This is a genomic window from Paracoccus sp. MC1862 (genome assembly GCF_016617715.1).
Taxonomy (GTDB): Bacteria; Pseudomonadota; Alphaproteobacteria; order Rhodobacterales; family Rhodobacteraceae; genus Paracoccus.
Window position 1 is genome coordinate 46,431 of sequence record NZ_CP067227.1, and the last position, 20,225, is coordinate 66,655.

The 20,225-nt window shown below is 72.9% G+C and carries 17 protein-coding genes; 12 read left to right on the forward strand and 5 right to left on the reverse strand.

Going from position 1 to position 20,225, the window contains the following annotated elements; all coding sequences use genetic code 11:
- Positions 1–2 precede the first annotated feature (2 nt).
- Genes JGR78_RS17105 through JGR78_RS17145 form a run of 9 tightly spaced genes read left to right on the forward strand, consistent with a single transcriptional unit; the run spans position 3 to position 8,745 of the window.
- A complete protein-coding gene (locus JGR78_RS17105) occupies positions 3–1,007 on the forward strand; it encodes a hypothetical protein (protein WP_182804548.1) in 1,005 nt (334 codons plus the stop codon).
- Complete coding sequence (locus JGR78_RS17110; protein WP_182804546.1) at positions 995–1,759, forward strand: hypothetical protein; 765 nt, start codon at positions 995–997, stop codon at positions 1,757–1,759. The genes JGR78_RS17105 and JGR78_RS17110 overlap by 13 nt, the downstream gene beginning before the upstream one ends.
- Entirely contained in the window at positions 1,756–3,252 is a 1,497-nt protein-coding gene (locus JGR78_RS17115) for a phage baseplate assembly protein V (protein ID WP_182792918.1), read from the forward strand. The genes JGR78_RS17110 and JGR78_RS17115 overlap by 4 nt, the downstream gene beginning before the upstream one ends.
- 4 nt (positions 3,253–3,256) lie before the next feature.
- Positions 3,257–3,604, forward strand: a complete 348-nt coding sequence (locus JGR78_RS17120; RefSeq protein ID WP_182792917.1) for a hypothetical protein — start codon at positions 3,257–3,259, stop codon at positions 3,602–3,604.
- A gap of 14 nt (positions 3,605–3,618) precedes the next feature.
- Positions 3,619–4,023 (forward strand): GPW/gp25 family protein, encoded by a 405-nt coding sequence (locus JGR78_RS17125; RefSeq protein ID WP_182792916.1) that lies wholly within the window; start codon positions 3,619–3,621, stop codon positions 4,021–4,023.
- Complete coding sequence (locus JGR78_RS18520) at positions 4,016–6,544, forward strand: baseplate J/gp47 family protein (protein ID WP_182792915.1); 2,529 nt, start codon at positions 4,016–4,018, stop codon at positions 6,542–6,544. Before JGR78_RS17125 ends, JGR78_RS18520 begins: the two co-directional genes overlap by 8 nt.
- A complete protein-coding gene (locus JGR78_RS17135) occupies positions 6,531–7,055 on the forward strand; it encodes a phage tail protein (RefSeq protein WP_182804544.1) in 525 nt (174 codons plus the stop codon). The genes JGR78_RS18520 and JGR78_RS17135 overlap by 14 nt, the downstream gene beginning before the upstream one ends.
- Positions 7,056–7,058: 3 nt before the next feature.
- Positions 7,059–8,222, forward strand: a complete 1,164-nt coding sequence (locus JGR78_RS17140; RefSeq protein ID WP_182804542.1) for a PASTA domain-containing protein — start codon at positions 7,059–7,061, stop codon at positions 8,220–8,222.
- A gap of 34 nt (positions 8,223–8,256) precedes the next feature.
- Positions 8,257–8,745 (forward strand): hypothetical protein, encoded by a 489-nt coding sequence (locus JGR78_RS17145; protein ID WP_182792912.1) that lies wholly within the window; start codon positions 8,257–8,259, stop codon positions 8,743–8,745.
- Positions 8,746–8,839: 94 nt separating this feature from the next.
- On the opposite strand, the gene JGR78_RS17150 is transcribed toward JGR78_RS17145, so the two are convergent.
- The 4 genes from JGR78_RS17150 to JGR78_RS17165 form a co-directional block, all read right to left on the reverse strand.
- Positions 8,840–9,757, reverse strand: a complete 918-nt coding sequence (locus JGR78_RS17150; protein WP_182792911.1) for a serine protease — start codon at positions 9,755–9,757, stop codon at positions 8,840–8,842.
- Positions 9,754–11,640, reverse strand: a complete 1,887-nt coding sequence (locus JGR78_RS17155) for a trypsin-like serine protease (RefSeq protein ID WP_182804540.1) — start codon at positions 11,638–11,640, stop codon at positions 9,754–9,756. Before JGR78_RS17155 ends, JGR78_RS17150 begins: the two co-directional genes overlap by 4 nt.
- 264 nt (positions 11,641–11,904) lie before the next feature.
- On the reverse strand, positions 11,905–13,272 hold the full coding sequence (locus JGR78_RS17160) for a peptidoglycan-binding protein (RefSeq protein ID WP_182804538.1): 1,368 nt from the start codon (positions 13,270–13,272) through the stop codon (positions 11,905–11,907).
- Positions 13,248–14,828 (reverse strand): hypothetical protein, encoded by a 1,581-nt coding sequence (locus JGR78_RS17165; protein ID WP_200559547.1) that lies wholly within the window; start codon positions 14,826–14,828, stop codon positions 13,248–13,250. The genes JGR78_RS17160 and JGR78_RS17165 overlap by 25 nt, the downstream gene beginning before the upstream one ends.
- 193 nt (positions 14,829–15,021) lie before the next feature.
- Here JGR78_RS17165 and JGR78_RS17170 point away from each other — a divergent pair, with 193 nt between their 5' ends.
- The 3 genes from JGR78_RS17170 (at position 15,022) to JGR78_RS17180 (ending at position 19,294) form a co-directional block, all read left to right on the forward strand.
- Positions 15,022–16,404, forward strand: coding sequence for a GntP family permease (locus JGR78_RS17170; RefSeq protein ID WP_182792907.1), 1,383 nt, complete (start codon positions 15,022–15,024; stop codon positions 16,402–16,404).
- Positions 16,405–16,407: 3 nt separating this feature from the next.
- Positions 16,408–18,360: an acyl CoA:acetate/3-ketoacid CoA transferase gene (locus JGR78_RS17175; RefSeq protein WP_182804534.1), complete on the forward strand. Its 1,953-nt coding sequence runs from the start codon at positions 16,408–16,410 to the stop codon at positions 18,358–18,360.
- Between the two features lie 388 nt (positions 18,361–18,748).
- On the forward strand, positions 18,749–19,294 hold the full coding sequence (locus JGR78_RS17180) for a DUF202 domain-containing protein (RefSeq protein WP_182804532.1): 546 nt from the start codon (positions 18,749–18,751) through the stop codon (positions 19,292–19,294).
- Between the two features lie 12 nt (positions 19,295–19,306).
- On the opposite strand, the gene JGR78_RS17185 is transcribed toward JGR78_RS17180, so the two are convergent.
- Complete coding sequence (locus JGR78_RS17185) at positions 19,307–19,999, reverse strand: DnaA N-terminal domain-containing protein (protein ID WP_182804530.1); 693 nt, start codon at positions 19,997–19,999, stop codon at positions 19,307–19,309.
- Positions 20,000–20,225: the final 226 nt, after the last annotated feature.

Here is a 20,225-nt window from a genome sequence, read left to right on the forward strand (position 1 = left end):
CCATGCGCCCCCGCCTTCCGCTGCGCCGTCGGCTGTCGCGGCTTCTGCGGCGGGTGGCGCAGGCGCTGGACCGGCGGGAAACCGGGGCCGAGGCGCGGGCCGCCCGGCTGCGCGGGCGCTTTCCCGACGCCCCCGAGGCCTGGATCGCGGCCGTGGCGGCCTGCGGGGAACTCTCCGGCCCGATGCAGGGCGCGCGGCTGTCCCCGCCCCCGCGGCGTCCCGCCCCGGTCCCGCCTTCCCTCTGGCACAGCGACCCCCGCAGCACTCCCGCAGGGCGCGATCTCCGGGGCGGCCTGTCCTTCGCCCGGCCGCCACCTTCCATGCCGCAGGCCGCGCCACCCCCGGCGAAACGGCCGCCCCCCCGCCTGATCTGGGACCATGCCGCGCCGCCTGCGCCGGAACCGGCCGCGTTCCACGGCCCGCATCCGGCGCGGCCCGCGCACGCCGCTTTGGCCCATCCACCGCCTGCCCGCCCCGCGGCGCCCGCGTCTCTCCCCCCTCCCGAGCGCAAGTCGTCGTGGTCGCGCGTCGAGTTCCATCGGGACGCGGCCACCGACCGCTCCCGCCCTCCTGACCCGCTGCAGCGCCAGGACCCCGGCCTCGCCCTTGTCAACGCGGCCGCCGGAAAGGCCGGTTTTCCGATCCCCGCGCCAAACCGAGAACATCCGGCCGATCCCCGGTCCTTCGTTCTGCCCGAACGGAAAGCCGCCTGCCCAACCGTCTGGCCGTTCCCACCGCTGACCCCGGTGGCGGCGGCAGGTTTCCCGCCCCTGCCGCCCGCCGCGTCCCCGGCAGAAGCGGCCTTCCCGCAACCGCAGCCCCGGCCTGCCGCTCCGCTACCGCTGCCGCCCGCCGCATCCCGCCCCGCACCCGCCAATGAACCCGCGCCCGAGGCGCCGCACCCGTGGCCCGCCCTTCCTGCGTCCCCCGCCCTGCCCGCGGCCCCGGCGCCGCGCCGCTGGGCCGAGCCGCTGCCCGATCAGGAGAAACGCGGATGGAGCGCGTGACCTTTCTCATCGAGGACACGGGCGAGCGCGTGTCCTGCCTGCTCAATCCCGAAAGCCTGACCCTGACCCGCCGCGCGGGCCTGCGCGAGCGCACGGGTCGGGGCGGCGCCCTGACCGGCGCGGGCGGCAGCCACGATCCCCTGATCGCGACCGGCGGGGGCGTCACGGAACTGGACCTGCAGTTGCTGTTCGACACCGAACTGGCCCAGAGCCTCGACCCCCGCCCGGCCGCCGCGCCCGAAGGCGCCGAGCCGCCGCGGCTGACCGAACCCGACGTGCGCGACCTGACCCGGCCCTTGCTGGCGCTGGCGGAACCCGGCCGGGCGGCGGGGGACGGGCGCGGCCCGCCGGTCTGCCGCTTCATCTGGGGCACGGCCTGGAACCTGCCGGTGGTGGTGCTGGCGCTGGCCGAACGGCTGGAACGCTTCGGCGCGGGGGGCGTGCCCGGCCGCTCGTGGATGAGCCTCAAGCTGCGGCAGGTCCCCGAGGCCGAGACCGCCCCCATCGGCCCCCCGCCCCCCGCGGGCGCGGCCCCGCCCGATGGGGCGCCCGACACCCTCCCCGACGCCATCCCGGCGGTCGCCGACCCCGACGGCCAGCCGGCGACGCCGCTTTACCTTGCCGCCCTGTGGCTGACCGGCGACCCCGAAAACTGGCCGCAGGTCGCCGAGGCCAGCGGGATCGAGGACCCGCTGCGGATCGATGCGGGCACCGTCCTGACCGCAGGCCCGCCCGCCGGACCCGCGCCATGAACCGCCCGCTCACCCCCCGCCCGCGCCTGCAACTGACCCTGGGGGGGACCGGGATCGACGCGGCGCTGGCGGCGCGGCTGTCCGAGGCGCTGCTGCGCCAGTCGCTCGGCGCGCCCGCGGCGCTGGAAATGGTCTTTGCCGACCCGGACTGGACCGACAGCCTGCGCCCCGGCAGCCCGCTTGCGGCGGCGATCGACGGCCGCCCCGTCTTCGCCGGCGCCATCACCGGGCTGTGCGAGGAAGCCTCGGCCTCGGGGCGCGTGCTGCGGGTGGTGGCGCGCGATCCGCTGATCCGGCTGGCCCGGCGCCAGACGCTGCGGGCGCTGGCCGATGTCTCGGCCGAGGACGTGGCCGCGCAGCTTGCCGCCGACCTCGGCCTTGGCAGCCGCAGTCTGGAAACCACGCCGAAACGGACGCTGGTGCTGCAGCATGAACAGACCGATCTTGATTTCCTGGCCGATCTTGCCGCCCGGTCCGGCCTTTACCCGGTCCTGCGCGACGGGATGCTGCTGCTTCTGTCGCTGGCGGGCGACGGCGAGGCGGCGCTGACCCTGACGCTGGGGCAGTCGCTTCTGTCCTGCGAGGTGGCGCTGGCCGCCGACAGGTGGCTTCCGGGCGGCACCATCCACAGCCGCGACCCCTTGTCGCTGAAGCCGCGCACCAACCGCGCCTCGCTGGCACGGCAGGACCGGGTGATCGACCTGCACGATCCGGGCGACGACCCGCCCGGGGGCGAGCGGATGCTGCTGAACCGCCTTGGCGGCACCGATGCCGAGGCCGAGGCGATGCTGCAGGCCACGCTGGACCGCGCCGCCGCCGAAACCGCAGTGGCCCAAGGCTTGGCCGAGGGCGATCCCGGCCTGATGCCTGGCCGCGCCGTGACCATCGAGGGCGTGCTGCCCCCGCTTGCGGGCGGCCATGTCGTCACCCGCGCCCTGCACCGGCTGTCGGCGACCGAAGGCTATGTCACCGAGTTCTCGACCGAAGCCCCGCGCCTGCCCGCGCCCGCCCGCACCCCGCTGGTGGCGGTGGGCCGGGTCACCGACGACAGCGACCCCGAGAAGATGGGCCGCTGCCGGATCGAGCTGCCGGATTTCGGCGGCCTCGACGCGGGCTGGATGGCCTGCCTCGCGCCGGGGGCGGGGCGGCGGCGCGGCATGGTGGCGCTGCCGCAGAAGGGCGACGACCTGCTGGTGCTGTTTCCCGAAGGCGACCCGGCCCGCGGCATCCTGCTGGGCGGGCTGTTCGGTGCGCAGGCGCTGCCCACCGAGGCGCGGCGCCAGCCGCACGGGATCGTGCTGCGGACCGGGGGCGGGCAGGTCCTCGACCTCGCCGGCGGCGGGGCCGCGCTGAAGATTGCGACATCGGGAGGAAGCTTTCTGGAAATGGAACCGGAGGGCGTGCGGCTTGCCGCCGCCGCCGATCTGGTGATCGAGGCGCCGCGCCGGACCATCACCATCCGGGCGGCGGAAATCCGGTTCGAACGGGAATGAGGCGATGCTGAAGGTGCTGACCGAAAAGGCCGAACTGCGCTGCGCCCACGGCGGCCGGGTGGGGCTGGAAGCCTCGCAGGACCTCGTGCGGATCGGGGGCGTGCCGGTGCTGGTCCGCCCCGACCTGATGAACCGCCCGATCACGGCCTGCCCCCATGCGACGCCCGCCAACCCGCCGTGCTTCAAGACGGTCTCGGTGGACGAGGCCGCGTCCTATTCCGCCTTCGTCTTCATCGACGGCCAGCCGATGGCGAAGCTTTCCGCCACCGGAAAGACGGACTGGAGCAAGCTCGGCGTCGTGCCCTTTTCGGCCGGCGCAGCGGGGCAGGATTTCGTCACCCTGCGGGAATGAAGGGAGGGGGCGCGATGGCAGGCTTGCAGGGATGGCTTTTCGACCCATTGGGCGGCCCGGCCCTTGCCGCGGACGGGGCCGTGGCTATGGTCGGCGGCCCGGCCCTCATCAGCCAGTCGCTGATGATCCTGCTGGGCACGGTGCCTGGCGAACGGGTGATGCGGCCCGATTACGGCTGCCCGCTGGACCGGCTGGTCTTCGCCCCGAACGACGCCACCACCGCCGGGCTTGCGATCCACTACGTCCGCCAGGCCCTGCGCCGGTGGGAGCCGCGGGTCGATATCCTGCGGCTGGATGCCGGCCCCGACCCGCAGGGCGCGCCCGAGGCGCTGCGGATCTGGCTGGAATACCGCATCCGCCGGACGGTGCAGCACGGCAGCCTCGGCTTCACGCTCGATCTGGGGGGACCTCATGCGTGACGAGGACCTGATCGACCGCCGCCGCTTTGCCGACCTCGTGGAGGAGGCGCTGGCGATCATCCGCGCCCGCTGCCCCGACTGGACCGACCATTCCCCCGGCGATCCGGGGATCACCCTGGTCGAGGTCTATGCCTGGCTGACCGAGACGATGCTTTACCGGCTGAACCGCCTGCCGGGGCGGCTGCATCTGGAACTGCTGAAGCTGCTGGGCGTCCTGCCGCTGCCGGCGGCGGCGGCCGAAACGCGGCTGCAGGCCACCCGCGCGGGCGACGACCTGCCCGCCGCCGAATGGCCCGAAGGGCTGCGGGTCTCGGACCCCGAGGGCAAGGTGATCTTTTCCACCTGCGCCCCCCTGCGCTTCGTGGAAGGCGAGACCGCCGCCGAGGTGCCCGCCGTCCAGGCCGAGCCGGTCGAGGGCGAGCTTCTGGGCCTTGGCACCGGCGAGGCCGGGCGCAGCTTCACCCTGCGCCGCGGCCCGGTGCCCCGCCCGCTGCCGGTGGCCGAGACCCTGCGGGTGGGCGTCGAATGGCCGGGCGGCGACGAGGTCCCGCCCGAGGCCCGGACCATCAGCCTGGAAGGCCGGGTCTTCGTGCTGTGGGACGAGGTGCCCGGCTTCCGTCCCGGCCAGCCGCCGCGCGCCTTTGTCGCCGACCGCACGACGGGGCGGATCACCTTCGCGCCGCTGTCGGGGGTGATCCGCGCGGGCGACGGCGGCGGCTTCGCCATCCCCCCGCGCGGGGCCGAGATCCGGGCCTGGTATCTGGTCGGCGGCGGGCGCGCGGGCAACGTGCCGCCCGGCACCCTGACCCAGCTTCGCCAGCCGGTGCCGGGACTGTCGATCACCAACCCCGCGCGGGCCACGGGCGGCGAGGATGCCGAAACCCCCGCCGCCTTCGTGGCGCGGGGCTCGGACGCGGTGCGGATGCCCGATTCCGCCATCACCGCCAGCGATTTCGAACGTGTCGCGCTGGCCGCGGGCGGCGTTGCCCGCGCCGGGGCTGAGGCGGAACTGGCGCTGTGGTCCTTCGGCCGCCCCGGCGTGGTCGAGGTCCGCATCGTCCCGCAGGTGTCCCCCGACCCCGAGACCGGCGCCGTGACCGAGGAGATGCTGGCCGCCCACCGGCAGGAACCTTTGCGCGAGCGGGTCGAAAAGCTGCTGGACGCCCATCGGCCGATCGGGGTCCGCGTCGCCGTGCGCTGGACCCGGTGCCGCCCCGTGGCGGTCGAGGCCCGGATCGCCGCCTCGCCGTCCGAGGACATCCCGGCGCTGGAACGGCGGGTGACGCGGCGGCTGAACGCGCTGCTGTCGCCCTTGGGCGGCTGGCCCGCCGGCAAGGCGCTGCGGATTTCGGAAGTCTATGAGGCGATCCTGGCCGAGCCGGGCGTGCGCTATGCCGAAGGGGTCAGCCTTTCGACCACCGACAGGCCGGAAGGCCCGGTCGGCGCGCTGGTCGCCGACCCCAACCAGCCGCGCACGCTTTACGCGCTGATGGGTGACGGGCTTTACCGCTCGCTTGACGACGCGCAGGCCTGGGAACGGGTGGCGGGCGGCGAAGGGCTGCGGCCCCGGGCGCTGGCGACCGACCCGGACCTGCCGGGCTTCCTCGCGCTGGCACTGGAACGCCCCGACGGCCAGACCGAGCTGCGCAGTTCGCCCAGTTGCGGCGAGGAATGGACCGAGCTCGAGGTTCTGCCGAAACCCGTCCACGGCCTTGCCGTCACCACGCGGGAAGGCCGGCGCTGGCTGGTGATCGCCGGGGCCGAGGGCTGCCTGCAGCGCGACCTCGCCACCCCCGGCCTGCAGGCTGTCGAGGTCGGGCCGGGCGGCACCGGATTCTACGCCGCCGCCAGCGCGACCAGCGCCGCCGGCACCGGCTTCGTGGCGCTGGCCGCGCGCTCGGGCGGGGGGGTGTGGCTGTCGTCCCGCTGCGGCGCGGGCGGCAGCTTCCAGCAGCTTCCCGGCTCGCAGAACCTCGACATCCGGGCGCTGGCGTTTGCGCGCGACGGCGGGCAGCTCTGGCTCTGGGCCGCGGTCTGGGCCGAGGCCGGGCAGACCGGGACCGGGCCGATGCGGATCGCGGTGCGCGCGGACGGGCTGGACCCGCAGGGCTGGCAGCGTTTCCCCGAGGGCTGGAAGGGCGGATCGTGCATGGCCTTCGACGTGGCGGGGGGCCGCGTCGCGGCGGGCACGCGCGACGCGGGCGTGCTGATGCTGGATGCGGGCGGCGCCAAGCCCGCGTGGCGGGCGTCCCGGCTGACCTCGGGCCTGCCCATCGACAACGACCGGGCGCGGCTTCTGCCGGTGGCGGCGGTGGCGCTGCGGCCGGGCGGGCGGACCCTGCTGGCCGGCACCGCGCAGGGGCTGTCGCGGGGCGATCCCGAGGATCTGACCTTCACCCGCATCGAGGGCCGCCGCTTCACCGACCGCCTGCCGCTGCCGCCCGGCTGGCTGCCCTGCGCGGGCGCCCACCGGCTGCAGTTCGGCGCCGAACCCCCCGGAGGCGACGATGCAACCGGCTGAGATCGCCCTGCTGCTGCCCGAGATCTACCGCCGCGGGCTGACAGATGGCTCGGTCCTCGACGGGCTGCTCAATGTCATGGCGGCGCTGCACGGCTCGTTGGAAACGGCGATCGCCGATCCGGCGCTGCTGGCCGATCCCCGCCGCGCGCCCGACCGGCTGGTGCCGGTGCTGGCGGCATGGGTGGGCCTTGGCCGTTACCTGCAGACGGACCCCGGCGAGGACCGCCCCGCCGCCGGCGACCTGCGCGAACTGACCGCCGCCGCCGCCGCGCTCGGCCGCCGCGGCGGCTCGGCCGCGACCCTGCGCCGGTTCCTTGAAACCGCGACCGGCGTGCAGGGCTTCGGCATCGAGGAAAGCGCCGGACGCCCGTTCCATTTCCGCGTCAGCATCCCGGCCGCCGCCCTGCCCCGGCTGGACCTCGTGCGGCGCATCATCGCGTTCGAGAAACCCGCCTTCACCACCTTTGAATTGGCGCCGATCCCCGACGCCGGCCCGCACCAAGGGAGTTGACCGATGCCTTCCTTCCAGATCACCGAAGCGCCTTCGCGCCTTGAGATGGGGGCACCCGATGCAAGCGGGGTGACGCCGCCCGCCAAGGCCACGTTTCTGGTCCGCAACATGGCGCCATCGGCGCAGGTGGGCCGCATCACCGTCGAGCCGCTGGACGGCGCCCGCCCCGAATGGTTCGAGATCGCGGGCGCCCCCGCCACCTCGCCCGGCAAGATCGAGCGCGACTTCGTCTACGGCGGCAACCAGAGCATCGAGGTGACGGTGCGCCCGCCCCCGAACGCGCCCGCGGGCAACCACGGCTTCCGCCTGCGGGTCGCCGCCGAAAGCGACCCCGACGCCGATTTCGTGCAGGGACCTGCGGTCGCCTTCACCCTGGCCGCGCCGCCCGCCGCGCCCGCGCCGAAGAAGAAGATCCCCTGGTGGATCTTCGCCGCCGCCGCCGCGATGGTGGTGCTGCTGGCGGGCGTCGGGGCCTTCATGTTCATGCGCGCCCCCGCCACCCCGGTCCCCGAGGGCCTTGTCGGCCAGCGCGCCGAGAACGCCGCCTCGGCGGTGGTCGAGGCCATCGACCGCGGCGTTACCTTCGCCCTGTCGCGCGAGGGCACGGGCGAGCCCCTGACGGTGATCTCGACCCGCCCCGCGGCCGGTTCCGGCGTGGACGAGGACGAGTTCGTGGCGCTGACGGTGCGCATTCCCGACGGTCCCTGCGATTCGCTGATCTGCCGCTTTCCCGACGCCCGCTTTCCCTCCGCGACCGTGAAGGCGCTGGCCCCCTTGGGATTCGACGTGAAATACGCGCCGGCCCTGACGGTCGCCCAGGGCGAGGTCCGGGTGGATGCCGCGCGGATCGAGGAGATCAGGAACGCCGCGCCCCCCGTCCCGGTGGTGCGGATGCCCCGCCTGGCGGGGTTGACGGTGGATCAGGCGCGGCAGCAACTGGCCGATCTGGGGCTGGGGATGAACCTGACCTCGGTCACCGATGGTCCCGAGGACGGGCGGGTCCACCGCACCGCACCGGAGGGTCCGACCGAGCTTCCCGCGGGCAGCATCGTCCAGGTCTTCTACCGCAGCGAGCCCTGCATCGGCAGGCGCTGTCTTTTCCTGCAGGACATGGTGGTGGCGCCCAAGTTCATGGACGGCGTCATCATGCAAAGGCTGCCGCAGTGACCGCCGCGGACCGCCCCCCACGGGATGGCGGATCATGCGCAAGGGCCTGATCACGCTGGCGCTGTTCGGGTTGCTGTTCGTGGCGCTGATGGTCTTCGCGCCGCGCCCGCAGGGCGGGGACGCGCCGCCGCGCTGGACCGAAGGGCTTGGCCGGCTGCTGGGCGGCTTCGCGCCGCGGGTCCGCAGCCTCGGCGGCCAGACCGCCTTCGCCCTTGCCGCCGGCGCCGTCCATGAGGCCGAGGTGCCCGCCGCGCCGGGCAAGGACCTGCGCCTGCTGACCCTGCGCCACCGCGACGGCGGCGCGGCGCGCGTGACCTTCGCCTGCCGCCCGACCCCCGCCGACGAGACCTGCGAAGGAGAGGAGGAGGAAGCCTGCCTCGGCCTGCCGCTTCACCCCGCCTGCGGGGCGCAGATCGACAAGGGCGACCGGGGCGAGGAGATATCCTTCACCGTGGGTCCGGGCGGCGGCCGAATCACCATCGCGGCGGGCGAAACCGCCCTGCGCGTCGAGGTGGCGCAGTGACGCGGCCTGCTGCTGCGGGTCGGCGCGCCCCTCCGGCTCGCCGCTGCTGCGCCGTCGCCTTCCCCCCGGCAGGTGAGGCCCCTCGCCCGGCCGCTCAGAAGCGGACGCACCGGGCAACGGCGCCGTGGCTGCTGGGGTCCGAGGCGTCGCTGCCGTGCAGCACGTATTCCCCGTTCTGCAGCTCGATTTCGACCGCGTCGGCGATGTCGTCGAAACTGCCCCAGACCCGGACGAGGTAGCAGAAGCCCTCGCCTTCCTTCATCCCCAGCGGCAGGGGCGCGTCGCCCGCGACCCATGGCGCGGCGGGGTTGCCCGCCGGGGGCAGGACCCGTTCCCGCGGGCCGCAGAGCGCGGGGTCCGAGGACAGGCCGAACTGCCCGAACTCGGGCGCGAGGCGGCTGGCCGCAAGGACGGCATAGGCGCTGGGATAGCCCGTCGCCGGCTCGGGCAGGGCGCCCGAGACGATGCCGACCAGCCGGCCGTTCTCGGCCAGGGTGACGCGGCCGCCGCTCATCCCGCTGGTGGTGACGGCGTCGCTTTCCAGCAGGCCCTTGGGGTCCGGCTCGATGGTGGCGAGGATGCCCATGCGCTCGGAGGGCTGGCCGGTGGCGCTGCGCAGGGGAAAGCCCGCGGCGATCACCTGGGCGCGCTTGTGGCGCGGCTCGACCGGGCAGAACTGCACATGCTCGGCCCCGGCAAGCCCCGGATATTTCAGCAATGCCGCGTCATAGGCGCCGCTGAGGCTTTGGACGGTCATCTGACTCTTGGGGGTCAGCGCATGGCCGAGGCTGCCCGCGCAGGTGGTGGCATCGCTCAGGCCCGCCGCGGTTCCCAGCACGACATGCTTCGCCGTCAGCACCATGCCGTCCGGCGAGATGACGACGCCCGTTCCCCGGCGCGCATTGCCGCCGGGTTCGGAACATTCGACATGGACGATGGTGGGGTCCAGCGCGTCCGCCTGCGCGGGGGCGGGCAACAGCAGCGCCAGCGCGGCGATGGTCAGGGGTTTCATGGCTGCGGCTCCTCAAGCCAGCCCGCGATGGTCGCAAGGCGCGGGGGGGTGATGCGGGTGCAGGCGTTGAATCGCGACCAGTTGCCCGACCCGTGCAGCCCGTTGGTGTGGACGCAGGTGATCCGGTAATCCTCGCCGGTGTAGACCGGCGAGCCGCTGGTGCCCCCGAAGGTGTCGTTCTCGTAAAAGGCCTTGTCGGATTCAAGCACGCGGAACTGGTCGAGGCTGACCCATTGCCGGCCCGGCGGCGCCTTGTCGGCGGCATAGCCCTGCACGGTCGAGGGCTGGCCGAAGGCCGCGTCCGGCAGCGCCGCCACCCCGAACCAGCCGGTGCGCTGGCCGATGTCGCAATCCAGCCGGATCGCGCCCAGGTCGTAAAGCCGCGAATCCGATACGAAGAATGACGCGGTCCATCCCCGCAGTGCGTAAAGCCGGGTGGCCTTGCAGGCGCCGAAGGGCTTCGAGCCGGTGTTGCGGCCGGGAAAGACCTCGAAATCGGCATACCAGCTTCCCATCGCGGTGCCGCCATGGACGCAATGCCCGGCGGTCAGCACCATGTCGGGGGCGATCATGGCCCCGGTGCAGAGGCTCTGTCCCAGCCCCGCGCGCTTGCGGAACAGGATCTGGACGATGGCGCGGGACGGAAAGGCGGTGGTGTCGAGGACCGCCACCCGGTCGTCATCCCCGATCACGGTGAAGGGGATGAAGCTGCCGCCCTCATAGCGTCCTTCGGCGGTCTCATAGGCGGAATAGGTGCCGCCTGCGGCTGCGAAATCCGTCTGCTCGCCGATGTCGAGCGTCTCGGTCCCCGCCTCGCCGCTGCCGGTGACGGGATCGAGGACCGGGACCGCGGCCGGGGCGGTCCCGGCAAGGTCATGCCCGACGCCCTGGTCGCCCTCGCCGGAAAAGGGGGCGGCGGCCATTTCCGTGTCCTCGGCGTTGCGCCATTCCTCGGGGTCGGTGATGGCGTAGAAGGTGTCCTCGTCCAGCACGCCCGTGGGTTCGAGGCCGCGGCTTTCCTGGTAATCGCGCAGCGCCTGCGCCGCCGCCTCCTCGCCGCCGGATTCGATGGCGCCCGCCTCGGCGAAGCCCTCGTCCACGAGGATGCGTTCCAGCGCCTGTTGGGCGTCCAGCGGCTCGTCGATCCCGGCGGTCTCGACCGCCGCGGTTTCATCGGGAAAGGGAGGGCGGTCGCGGTAGATGCCCGACCAGATGCGGTTGTGCCACAGGATCGCCTGGTCCAGCCCCTCCATCCGGGGGCCGTTGACCAGCCGGCGAATGCCGGGGCGGTCGTTCAGGTCGGCGGGGCGGTTGATCTGCCGCGCCGACCAGTAGGCGGCGGCGGCCTCCAGCCCCGGTCCCGGCTGCCGCGCAAGGTCGGGCTGCTGTTCCAGCGGCAGGCCGATCTCCTCGCCGCGCAGGCGATAGTTGGTGCGCCCGGTCAACTGGATATAGCCCGAGCCGCGATAGGCCCAGCCGTCGCCGGTCTCGGGGCCGCCGTTGCCCAGACGGTTGCGGTAAACCCAGTTGGCGATGGCCTCGGGTTGGCCGCCGAGCGCCTCGGCCTTGGCGGGCGTCACCGTCCTGCGGCTGAAGACCTGGGTCAGCCGGCGGGCGGAATAGTTCATGTTCTCGTCCAGCCGCCGCAGCCCGCCGGTCTCGGTCATGACCTGGGCCAGGAAATGCGACAACCGCAGCCGGCTGTCGATGTCATGGGCGTCCAGCATTCCCTGGTTCTGGACAAGCGCCTCGACCAGCGGGGCCGCGGCGCGGGGCGAGACCTTGCGGATCTCGTCCCCGGTGACGAAATCCTGCGCCGCCGCCCCGCCCCGGACAAGGGCTGCGGCGGACAGCAGGGCAACAAGGGCGGCGGTGCGGAACATCTGGAACCCCCATGGGAAAGGCCATGCGAGGGCACCGCGCGGGCGCGGCGGCCTGCCGGCGGGCGGGATCGTTCAGTAGCAGTTGCAGCCGGTCGGACGTCCGTTCCCGTCGGCGGTGGGGGAACAGCACTGCTGCCCTGTCGGCAGGATGCAGCAGATGTTCCCCGCCGCCTGCGGGACCGGGCAGCCGGTGACCGGCGCGGGTGAAAGTCCAAGGAATGCGGATAACAGGAAGGTGATCATGCGAGCCTCCAACTCTCCAGATCATTTCCCGGCCGGGGGGGTCATGAACACCCCCTCGATCATTGATTTTACGTCAAACCCGCCTGATTCGATACGGGTCTCCCGCGCCATCGCCTTTGAAATGGCGGCGGCGGTGCGGGGGCCGGGAATGCCGTCCGCCGGTCCCACCGCAAAGCCCGCCTCGTTCAGCGCGGACTGGATCAGCCGCAGGCTGTCGCCGCCGGGGGGCAGGCCCGCCGCGCCGTCGGCCAGGGCCCCCGGCGCGCGGATCAGGTGGATGCGGTCAAGCCCGCGGGCATCGCGGATGACCAGCACCGCAAGGCGTCCGTCGGCGCTGACCTCGATCTGCCGCAGGCCGGTCCCGGTCCACAGCGTGCCGGCGCGGGCAAGGCCGTCGCCCTCGCGCCGGAACCGCAGGATGCCCTCCTGCCCCGGCCCGCCGACGAAGATGACCGAGCCGTCGCGGCTTGCCGCAAGCAGCGTGAAGGCGCCGTCGCCCGCCCCCAGATCGGCCGAGCCGGCGCGGGACAACTGCTGCGTGCCGCCGTCCAGCCGCAGCAGGTCAAGGGTGCCGGTGTTCGGCTCAAGCGCCAGCACCGCATCGGCGGTGCCGCCCGCATCCGCCAGCACCGCGTGGACGACGCTGTTCAGCGTGGCCGGGGCGTCCTTGCTGAAGACATTGGCCACCCGGAAGCAGCCGCCGGGGAAGGCCGCCGCCGGGTCCGGCCGGACCAGCCCCGCTTCCAGCAGCGCGCCATCGGCGGTCGAGGCGACATAGCCCGGCCGGTCCGGGGGGCCGAACAGGCTGAACTGCGCCGGCACGCCGCATCGCAGCCGCAGCTCATCGGGCGTCTCGCCGGGGTGGAAGGGCCGCTCGGGATAGCCGGCCACGGTGAACTGCGTGGGCGTGGTCACGAAGATGCGCTCTCCGCCGTCATGCGCGGCCTGGCTGTAGCGCGGGAAATCGACGCGGGCATTGTCGGGAAAGCTGATGAAGACGGCAGGCGGGTCCGCGGGGCGGGCGGGATTGAGGGTGATCACCATGCCGCTGCGCGACCCCGCCGGGCCGCCGGGCCGGGCGGCCCGCTGGCCCGCGGCATAGACAAGGCCAGCGGGGGTGATCTCGATGTCGCTGACGATGGTTTCCGTTTGCCACAGCGCCGCCCGGCGGACCGGGTCCAGGCGCCATTGCACGATGGCCGATCCGGTCCCCTCGCCATCCGGGGCCACGGCGGCGAACAGCCCGCCCGTTGCGGCATCGATGGCGATGCTCTGGACCGGGGGGACGTCGTGGATGATGTCGAAGCCCGCCCCATCCCCCCCGGGACCGGGCGCTTGCGCCTGCGCCGCAGTTGCCAGGACCGTCAGGACGCAGAGGAAGGCACGCATTCGTCGCTCGCATTGGCGGGATCGAGTTTCAGCCGGGGCAGGTCGTCGAAGCCGGTGGTGGACAGGTCCGAGGGCGAGACCGGCGGCTGCATCTCGGCCAGGAAGTCGATCACCTCCTGGTCGCTGTCGAAGACCCGGCATTCGACCGGCCGCGCGCCCCCCGACCCGTCCCCGCCCTCGGGCAGCCGGATCAGCGCCCGCTGGATCACCGCCGCCCCCTGCGGGTCCGGGCCGCCCGCCGCCTCGGGCCTGACCAGCGCGACAAAGATGACCCGGTTCCAGGGATGGGCCGGGTCGATCCAGTTCCGCCCGGCGACATATTCCCGGAACTCGTGCTCGAAGTCGTTGAGATACAGCTCTGCCCGGTATTCGCCCCAATCCGAGGGGCCGCCGGGATTGGGCAGGTTCACAAAGGCTTCCTTGCACCGTCCGGGCCGCGCGGCCGCGGCGTAGAAGGCGGGCGAGCGGAAATACTGCTCTGAATCCCGCTGGCCCTGGTAGGGCATCAGAAGCCTGCTGCAGAGATGCAGCGTCTGGCTCAACGGCCGTCCCGGAAGCTGCATCCGGTAGGCGAAGGTCAGGGTCAGCGTCAGGCTGCTGTCCGAGAACTTCGCCTTGGTCGTCCAGGTCGGGCGCTGCAGGATCGTCGAGATGCTGGACACCCGCCCGGCCAGCGGCTGCGCGGGCTGCAGCGTATCCCTGAGCAGCCGCAGGACCGGCTCGATATCGGCCTGGCCCTCGCCGGGGCCGGCGAAGATGTCCGCCACATCGGCAAGGCCGCTGGTCACGACATTCAGCGCCTGCTGGGTTTCCTGCAGCATCCCTTCGGTCTTCCCGACCCGTGCCGACAGCGCGCCGGTGGTCCGGTTCAGGGCGGCGATGCCGGTGGCGGGCCGCGGGTCGCAGTCGATGGGGGTGGCCTGCGGCACCAGATGGGCAAGCGCCGCCATGGGGGCGATCGCGACATGGCGCCTGTCATCCGCCACGTCGGCCAGCATCCCAGCGACCCGGCCCTCGCCGTCAAGAAGCGGCGCGCCGAGAAAGCCGCGCCCGTCCCATCCATCGGGCCGCGTCACCCGGTAATGGGTGACGACGCCGCCCGAAAGGACCGGCTCGACCGGGATCTCGCCATCCGCCCGCAGGCGCAGGCCCGCTTGTCCCGGCGGACAGGCGCTCAGCCGTGCCCTGGCCAGCGGCGGTTCCTGCGGGCTGCGGACAAGCACCGCCGCCGGGCCGTCTGCCGCGGCCACGCCCGCCGGGAATGCCGGGCCGCCATTGCCGAAAAGCTCGATGGTCCGGTCGGGCACGCTGGTCTTGGCAAAGCGCACGGCAGGGCTGAACCGGGCCGGGTCGCCCACCGCGCCCTGCGCGGTCAGCAGGCTGTCGGGGCCGATGGCGAAGGCGACGCCCCGGAAGGGCGGCGGCTCGCGCCCCGGCACCGCTGCCGGGCCGGTGGCCGTGACCGCGAAAAGCTGCGGCTCTGCCGGCTGGGACAGGGCCGGTCCGGCAGCCGTGAAAATGGACAAGGCAATCTTCAGTGGGTCGATCAAACGCATCGCCGACACCGTCCGGTCGGACCGCCGCGTCACCCGAAAAGGACGGACCGGCAGCCACAGCCAAAGGTAGCATCCTTCGGCGATCCTGTCGAGACAGGCGCAAAGGGGCGCAGCCCCCACGCGCAACAATGCTTGTCATTGCCGGACGTTCTTGCAACTTTCTTTTCCAAACAACCACAAGGTGACGTCGGACATGGGACTCCTTGGCATCGTTCTTTCGCTCGGGCTGCTGATGTATCTCGCCTATCGCGGGATCAACGTGCTGATCCTCGCGCCGCTGCTGGCGCTGCTGGCCGTGCTGCTGTCGGGGGATCTGCCGATCCTCGCGACCTACACGCAGGTCTTCATGCGCTCGCTCGGCGGCTATGTGATCATCTACTTCCCGCTGTTCCTGCTGGGGGCGATCTTCGGCAAGGTCATGGCCGACAGCGGCGCCGCCCGCACCATCGCCGAGAAGATCGTGGCCAGCGTCGGCGCGCATCGCGCCATCCTGGCGGTGGTGCTGGCCTGCGGGGTGCTGACCTACGGGGGCGTGTCGCTCTTCGTGGTGGCCTTCGCCATCTATCCCATCGCCAACGCGCTGTTCCGCCGCGCGGACGTGCCCAAGCGCCTGCTGCCCGCGGCCATCGCGCTGGGGTCGTTCACCTTCACCATGACGGCCTTCCCCGGCACGCCGGCGATCCAGAACGCGATCCCGATGCCCTTCTTCGGCACCAACGTCTTCGCCGCGCCCATCCTCGGCACCATTGCGGGGGTCATCATGCTGGTGGGGGGCGTCCTGTGGCTGAACCGCCGCTCGGCCGCCGCGCACGCCCGGTCGGAAGGCTACGGCGACCACCCGCGCACCGCCGCCGACAGCTCGCTGCCCGAGGACATGGACCTGCCGGGCTTCGGCATCGCCATCCTGCCGGTGGTCTCGGTCATCGTGCTGAACGCGGTCTTCACCTACATCGTCATCCCGCGGATGGACGCGAGCTACCTCGCGCAGCCGGAATACGGCGCGACCACGCTGCAATCGGTTGCGGGCATCTGGGCCATCATCGTGGCGCTGGTGCTGTCGATCGTGCTGGCGATCGCGCTGAACTGGCACCGTTTCACCAACCTGACCGACAGCGTGAACAGCGGCACGATGGGCTCGCTGCTGCCGATCTTCAACACCGCCTCCGAGGTGGGATACGGCGCGGTCATCGCGTCGCTGCCGGCCTTTGCCATCATCCGCGACGCGGTGCTGGGACTGTTCCCGACCAACCCGGTGGCCTCGCTGGCTGTGGCCGTGAACGTGCTGGCGGGGATCACCGGCTCGGCCTCGGGCGGCATGTCCATCGCGCTGCAGGCCTTGGGCGAGCAGTTCGCCGCGATGGCGCGCGAGCAGGGCATCAGCATGGAGCTGATGCACCGCGTCACCGCCCTTGCCTCGGGCGGCTTCGACGCGCTGCCCCACAACGGCGCGGTCATCACCCTGCTGGCGATCACCGGGCTGACCCACAAGAAAAGCTACGGCGACATCTTCGTCGTGTCGGTCGCGATCCCGGTCTTCGCCACCATCGTCGTGATCCTGCTGGGAGCGATGGGCTAGGCCATGGCGGACAAGATCGTTCCCGCCCGCGACGCCGCGGCCCTTGTCCATTCGGGCGACACCGTCACCACCTCGGGCTTTGTCGGCGCGGGCGTCCCCGAGGCGCTGCTGAAGGCGCTGGCCGACCGCTTCGCCGAGGAAGGCCACCCCCGCGACCTGACCCTGCTGTTCGCCGCCGGACAGGGCGACGGCAAGGGCCGGGGACTGGACCGGCTGGCGGCGCCCGGCCTCGTCAAGCGCATCGTCGGCGGCCACTGGGGGCTGATCCCGCAATTGGGCGCGCGGGCGCTGGCGGGCGAGATCGCGGGCTGGAACTTCCCGCAAGGGGTGATCTCGCATCTGTACCGCGACATCGCCGCGGGCAAGGCGGGCAGCCTGACCCATGTGGGGCTGGAAACCTTTGTCGATCCGCGGCTGGAAGGCGGCCGCATCAGCCCCGCCGCGACAGAGGACCTGGTCGAGCTTGTCACCGTCGCAGGCGTCGAGCGGCTGTTCTTCAAGGCCATGCCGATCCATGTGGCGCTGCTGCGCGGGTCCACCGCCGATCAGCGCGGCAACATCACCATGGAACGCGAGGCCCTGATCCTCGACAATCTCGCGCAGGCGATGGCGGCGCGGAACTCGGGCGGCGTGGTGATCGTCCAGGTGGACGAGGTGGTGGCCGCGGGCAGCCTGCCCGCGCGCGAGGTGGTGATCCCCGGCGCGCTGGTCGATGCCGTGGTCGTGGCGCCCCCGGACCTGCACCCGCAGACCTATGCCACGCAATACAACCGCTACTACACCGGCCGCTACCGCGCCCCCGCCGATGCGGCCGCCCCCCTGCCCCTGACCGACCGCAAGGTGATCGCCCGCCGCGCCGCCTTTGAATTGCCGGTGGGCGGCGTCGTCAACCTCGGCATCGGGATGCCCGAAGGGGTGGCGGCGGTCGCGGCGGAAGAAGGGCTGCTGGACCATGTGACGCTGACGGCCGAGCCGGGGGTGATCGGCGGCCAGCCGGCAGGTGGCCTCGACTTCGGCGCGGCGGTCAATACCGAGGCCACCATCGCCCAGAACCAGCAGTTCGACTTCTACGACGGCGGCGGCCTCGACCTCGCCTGCCTCGGGATGGCCGAGGTGGACGGGACGGGCAACGTGAACGTCAGCCGCTTCGGCCCGAAGCTCGCCGGCTCGGGCGGCTTCATCAACATCAGCCAGAACGCCCGGCATCTGGTCTTCGCCGGCACCTTCACGGCGGGCGGCCTGTCCGTCCGCGCGGGCGAGGGCCGGCTGCAGATCGAAACCGAGGGCCGCGCGCAGAAGTTCGGCGCGTCGGTCGAGCAGATCACCTTCTCCGGCGCCCGCGCCGCCCGGCTGGGCCAGCCGGTCCTTTACGTCACCGAACGCTGCGTCTTCCGGCTGGACGCGCAAGGCCTGCGCCTGACCGAGATCGCCCCCGGCGTGGACCTGCAGCGCGACATCCTCGACCGCATGGGCTTTGCCCCGCTGGTGGGCGAGGTGGCCCTCATGGACCCCCGCATCTTCACCGACGCGCCGATGGGGCTCAAGGACGACCTGCTGACCGTTCCCCTGGACCGACGGATCACCTGGGACGCGGGCCGCGAGATCCTGTTCATCAACCTGTCGCGGCTGGCCGTCCGCACGCCCGCCGATGTCGAGGCGATCCGCGACCGGGTCGATGCGGTCGCGGGTCCCCTTGGGCGGCGGGTGGACGTGGTGGTGAACTACGACCAGTTCCACATCGCGGAACCCGTGGAACGGGACTGGGCCGCGATGGTGGACGACCTCGAGGCCCGGCTTTACGGGCGGGTGTCGCGCTATTCCTCCTCGGCCTTCCTGCGCCGCCGCCTCGGCCGCACGCTGGAACGCCGCCGCCGCGGGACCATTCACGACAGCGGCCACGCCGCCGAGGAAGCCCTGCGCCAGCAGGACAGCGGCCCGCGCGATCCCGGTAGCTGACCGAAAGGCGCGTCACGGCGTTCCGCCGCCATGCCGGGCCGCAGAAGCGTGGCAGGCGCAGAGCCGCCCCGCCTGCGTCGAACCGGCCTGCGCTCGACCGGCCTGCGCGGTGTCTGACGGCATGGACGCACCCTCGAAGCCGGACTGCGCCCTGCGCTTCCGGCCATGAGCGGCAGCCGGGGCCTGCCCGGCCTGCGGCGCGGCGAACCGGCCCGCGCCATGGCCGACGGCCCCGGATGCTGCGGCAGCTTGCCTGAGGGGGGGGGCGCCGCGTCCCGGTGGAACCGATGGGCGGGCCGGGGCTTTCCTCGCAGACCGGCTGCCGGCGCGCCTGTGGCCGGGACCGGGGCCGGGGCCGGGGCCGGGGCCGGCAAAGGGGGGGAGGCGGATGGACGAAGGCAAGGCGGTCGGCAGCACCGCGAGGAAGACCCATGCGGCGGCCGAAAGCGCGGCCTCGGCCGCCGAGGACTCCAGCGCCGCCGCCCGGCAGACGACGCAAGCCGCCGAGCGGACCTCCGAGGCCGCGGAAACCTCGGCCGAGGCGGCGGAGGTCACGGCCAAGGCCGCCGTCGTCACCAAGGACAGCGCCGAGCGCCGGACCGAGCTTGCCGGCGACCGCACCGTTTTCGCGGCCGAGCGGACCTATGCCGCCTGGGTGCGCACGGGGATGGTGGGGCTGGCGGGCGGCATCGGCGCGCGGACGCTGCTGGAGGGGCTGGTGCCGGGCTGGATGGTGATGGCGCAGGCCTCGGTGCTGATGCTGTTTGCGATCTTCTGCTTCACCGCCGGGGTCTGGCGCCAGTTGTTCCGGGTCGAGCCGCTGGCCCCCGACATCCGCAGGCTGCCCGGCTGGGTGCTGATCGCGGTCAATGTCTTCCTGTCGCTGGTCGCCGCGACCGCCCTTCTGGGGATCTGGACCGGCCCCGGGGCCTGAGCGGCCCCTGCCCTATTCCGCCCGCAGCCGCACCCCGGCAAGGCTCGGGTCGCAGCGCCGCGCGGCAGTGACCAGCCGCTGCTGCAGATGCGCCTGCACATAGCTTGCGTGAAAGCGGCTGGGGGCCAGCAGCAGAAGCTGGCCGTCCTCGACCCCCGCATCGGCCAGCGGCGCGAACCAGGCCTCATAGGCGCCCCGGTCCTCGGCCGACAGCAGCGCCCGCGCCGCCGCCCAGACCGCGCCCGCCGCCCCCTCGCCGCCGCCCGCGCGGCGGAAGGGCACCACCGTGGGGCTGTCGCCCGGTTCCGCGGGCTCGGGTGCGCCGCCAAGGCGGGCGACCAGATCGGGACCGACATTCGCCCATTCGGGCCGGGTGTCTAGCAGGATGCGGTCCAGCCCGAGGCCCAGCACCGAGACCCGCCCCCGCGCGCCCTGCCGCTTGACGGTGATCCAGCCGAGGCTGCGCAGCCGCGCCATGTCGCGCTTGACGGTGCGCTCGTCCACCGCCCAGAGCCGGGCGATCTCGGCCTGCCCCACCGCCAGCTCGTCCCGCTGCCAGTTGTAGCGCGCGGTGATCAGCGCCATCAGCCGCAGCACCATGCGCTGCCGGTGCTGGTCGCCCGCCAGCGCATGGGCCGCCAGCGCCGTCAGCAGGTCATATTTGCGGCTTGCCCCCTCGTGCCCGGCCGGACGGATCGCCTGCATGCTGTCCTCGCTCTCCGGCCCCGCCGCGGGGCTGCCGCCCCTGCCCGGTCGCTGTCCTGTCCCCTGGCTGCGGGCGTCCCCAGAACGCTTTTCGCCGTTATGGGGTCATTAGTGTCCTGTCTGGCCCGCCTGTCAAGCGTGCGCTGCTGTTGCGCCGCAACAGCCACCCAATCCCGCAAAGAAATATCGGTATCATAGGTTATGGGGGACACCCTGGATGTCCCCC

What these genes read in the sequence shown, in the direction of transcription:
- JGR78_RS17155 (WP_182804540.1), bottom strand. Translation starts at nt 11,640, where the DNA reads ATGTTCCGCACCGCCGCCCTTGTTGCCCTGCTGTCCGCCGCAGCCCTT.
- JGR78_RS17185 (WP_182804530.1), bottom strand. Translation starts at nt 19,999, where the DNA reads ATGCAGGCGATCCGTCCGGCCGGGCACGAGGGGGCAAGCCGCAAATAT.
- JGR78_RS17125 (WP_182792916.1), top strand. Translation starts at nt 3,619, where the DNA reads ATGGCAGGCTTGCAGGGATGGCTTTTCGACCCATTGGGCGGCCCGGCC.
- JGR78_RS17145 (WP_182792912.1), top strand. Translation starts at nt 8,257, where the DNA reads ATGCGCAAGGGCCTGATCACGCTGGCGCTGTTCGGGTTGCTGTTCGTG.
- JGR78_RS17170 (WP_182792907.1), top strand. Translation starts at nt 15,022, where the DNA reads ATGGGACTCCTTGGCATCGTTCTTTCGCTCGGGCTGCTGATGTATCTC.
- JGR78_RS17115 (WP_182792918.1), top strand. Translation starts at nt 1,756, where the DNA reads ATGAACCGCCCGCTCACCCCCCGCCCGCGCCTGCAACTGACCCTGGGG.
- JGR78_RS17135 (WP_182804544.1), top strand. Translation starts at nt 6,531, where the DNA reads ATGCAACCGGCTGAGATCGCCCTGCTGCTGCCCGAGATCTACCGCCGC.
- JGR78_RS17175 (WP_182804534.1), top strand. Translation starts at nt 16,408, where the DNA reads ATGGCGGACAAGATCGTTCCCGCCCGCGACGCCGCGGCCCTTGTCCAT.
- JGR78_RS17150 (WP_182792911.1), bottom strand. Translation starts at nt 9,757, where the DNA reads ATGAAACCCCTGACCATCGCCGCGCTGGCGCTGCTGTTGCCCGCCCCC.
- JGR78_RS17140 (WP_182804542.1), top strand. Translation starts at nt 7,059, where the DNA reads ATGCCTTCCTTCCAGATCACCGAAGCGCCTTCGCGCCTTGAGATGGGG.
- JGR78_RS17120 (WP_182792917.1), top strand. Translation starts at nt 3,257, where the DNA reads ATGCTGAAGGTGCTGACCGAAAAGGCCGAACTGCGCTGCGCCCACGGC.
- JGR78_RS17110 (WP_182804546.1), top strand. Translation starts at nt 995, where the DNA reads ATGGAGCGCGTGACCTTTCTCATCGAGGACACGGGCGAGCGCGTGTCC.
- JGR78_RS18520 (WP_182792915.1), top strand. Translation starts at nt 4,016, where the DNA reads ATGCGTGACGAGGACCTGATCGACCGCCGCCGCTTTGCCGACCTCGTG.
- JGR78_RS17160 (WP_182804538.1), bottom strand. Translation starts at nt 13,272, where the DNA reads ATGCGTGCCTTCCTCTGCGTCCTGACGGTCCTGGCAACTGCGGCGCAG.
- JGR78_RS17180 (WP_182804532.1), top strand. Translation starts at nt 18,749, where the DNA reads ATGGACGAAGGCAAGGCGGTCGGCAGCACCGCGAGGAAGACCCATGCG.
- JGR78_RS17105 (WP_182804548.1), top strand. Translation starts at nt 3, where the DNA reads ATGCGCCCCCGCCTTCCGCTGCGCCGTCGGCTGTCGCGGCTTCTGCGG.
- JGR78_RS17165 (WP_200559547.1), bottom strand. Translation starts at nt 14,828, where the DNA reads ATGCGTTTGATCGACCCACTGAAGATTGCCTTGTCCATTTTCACGGCT.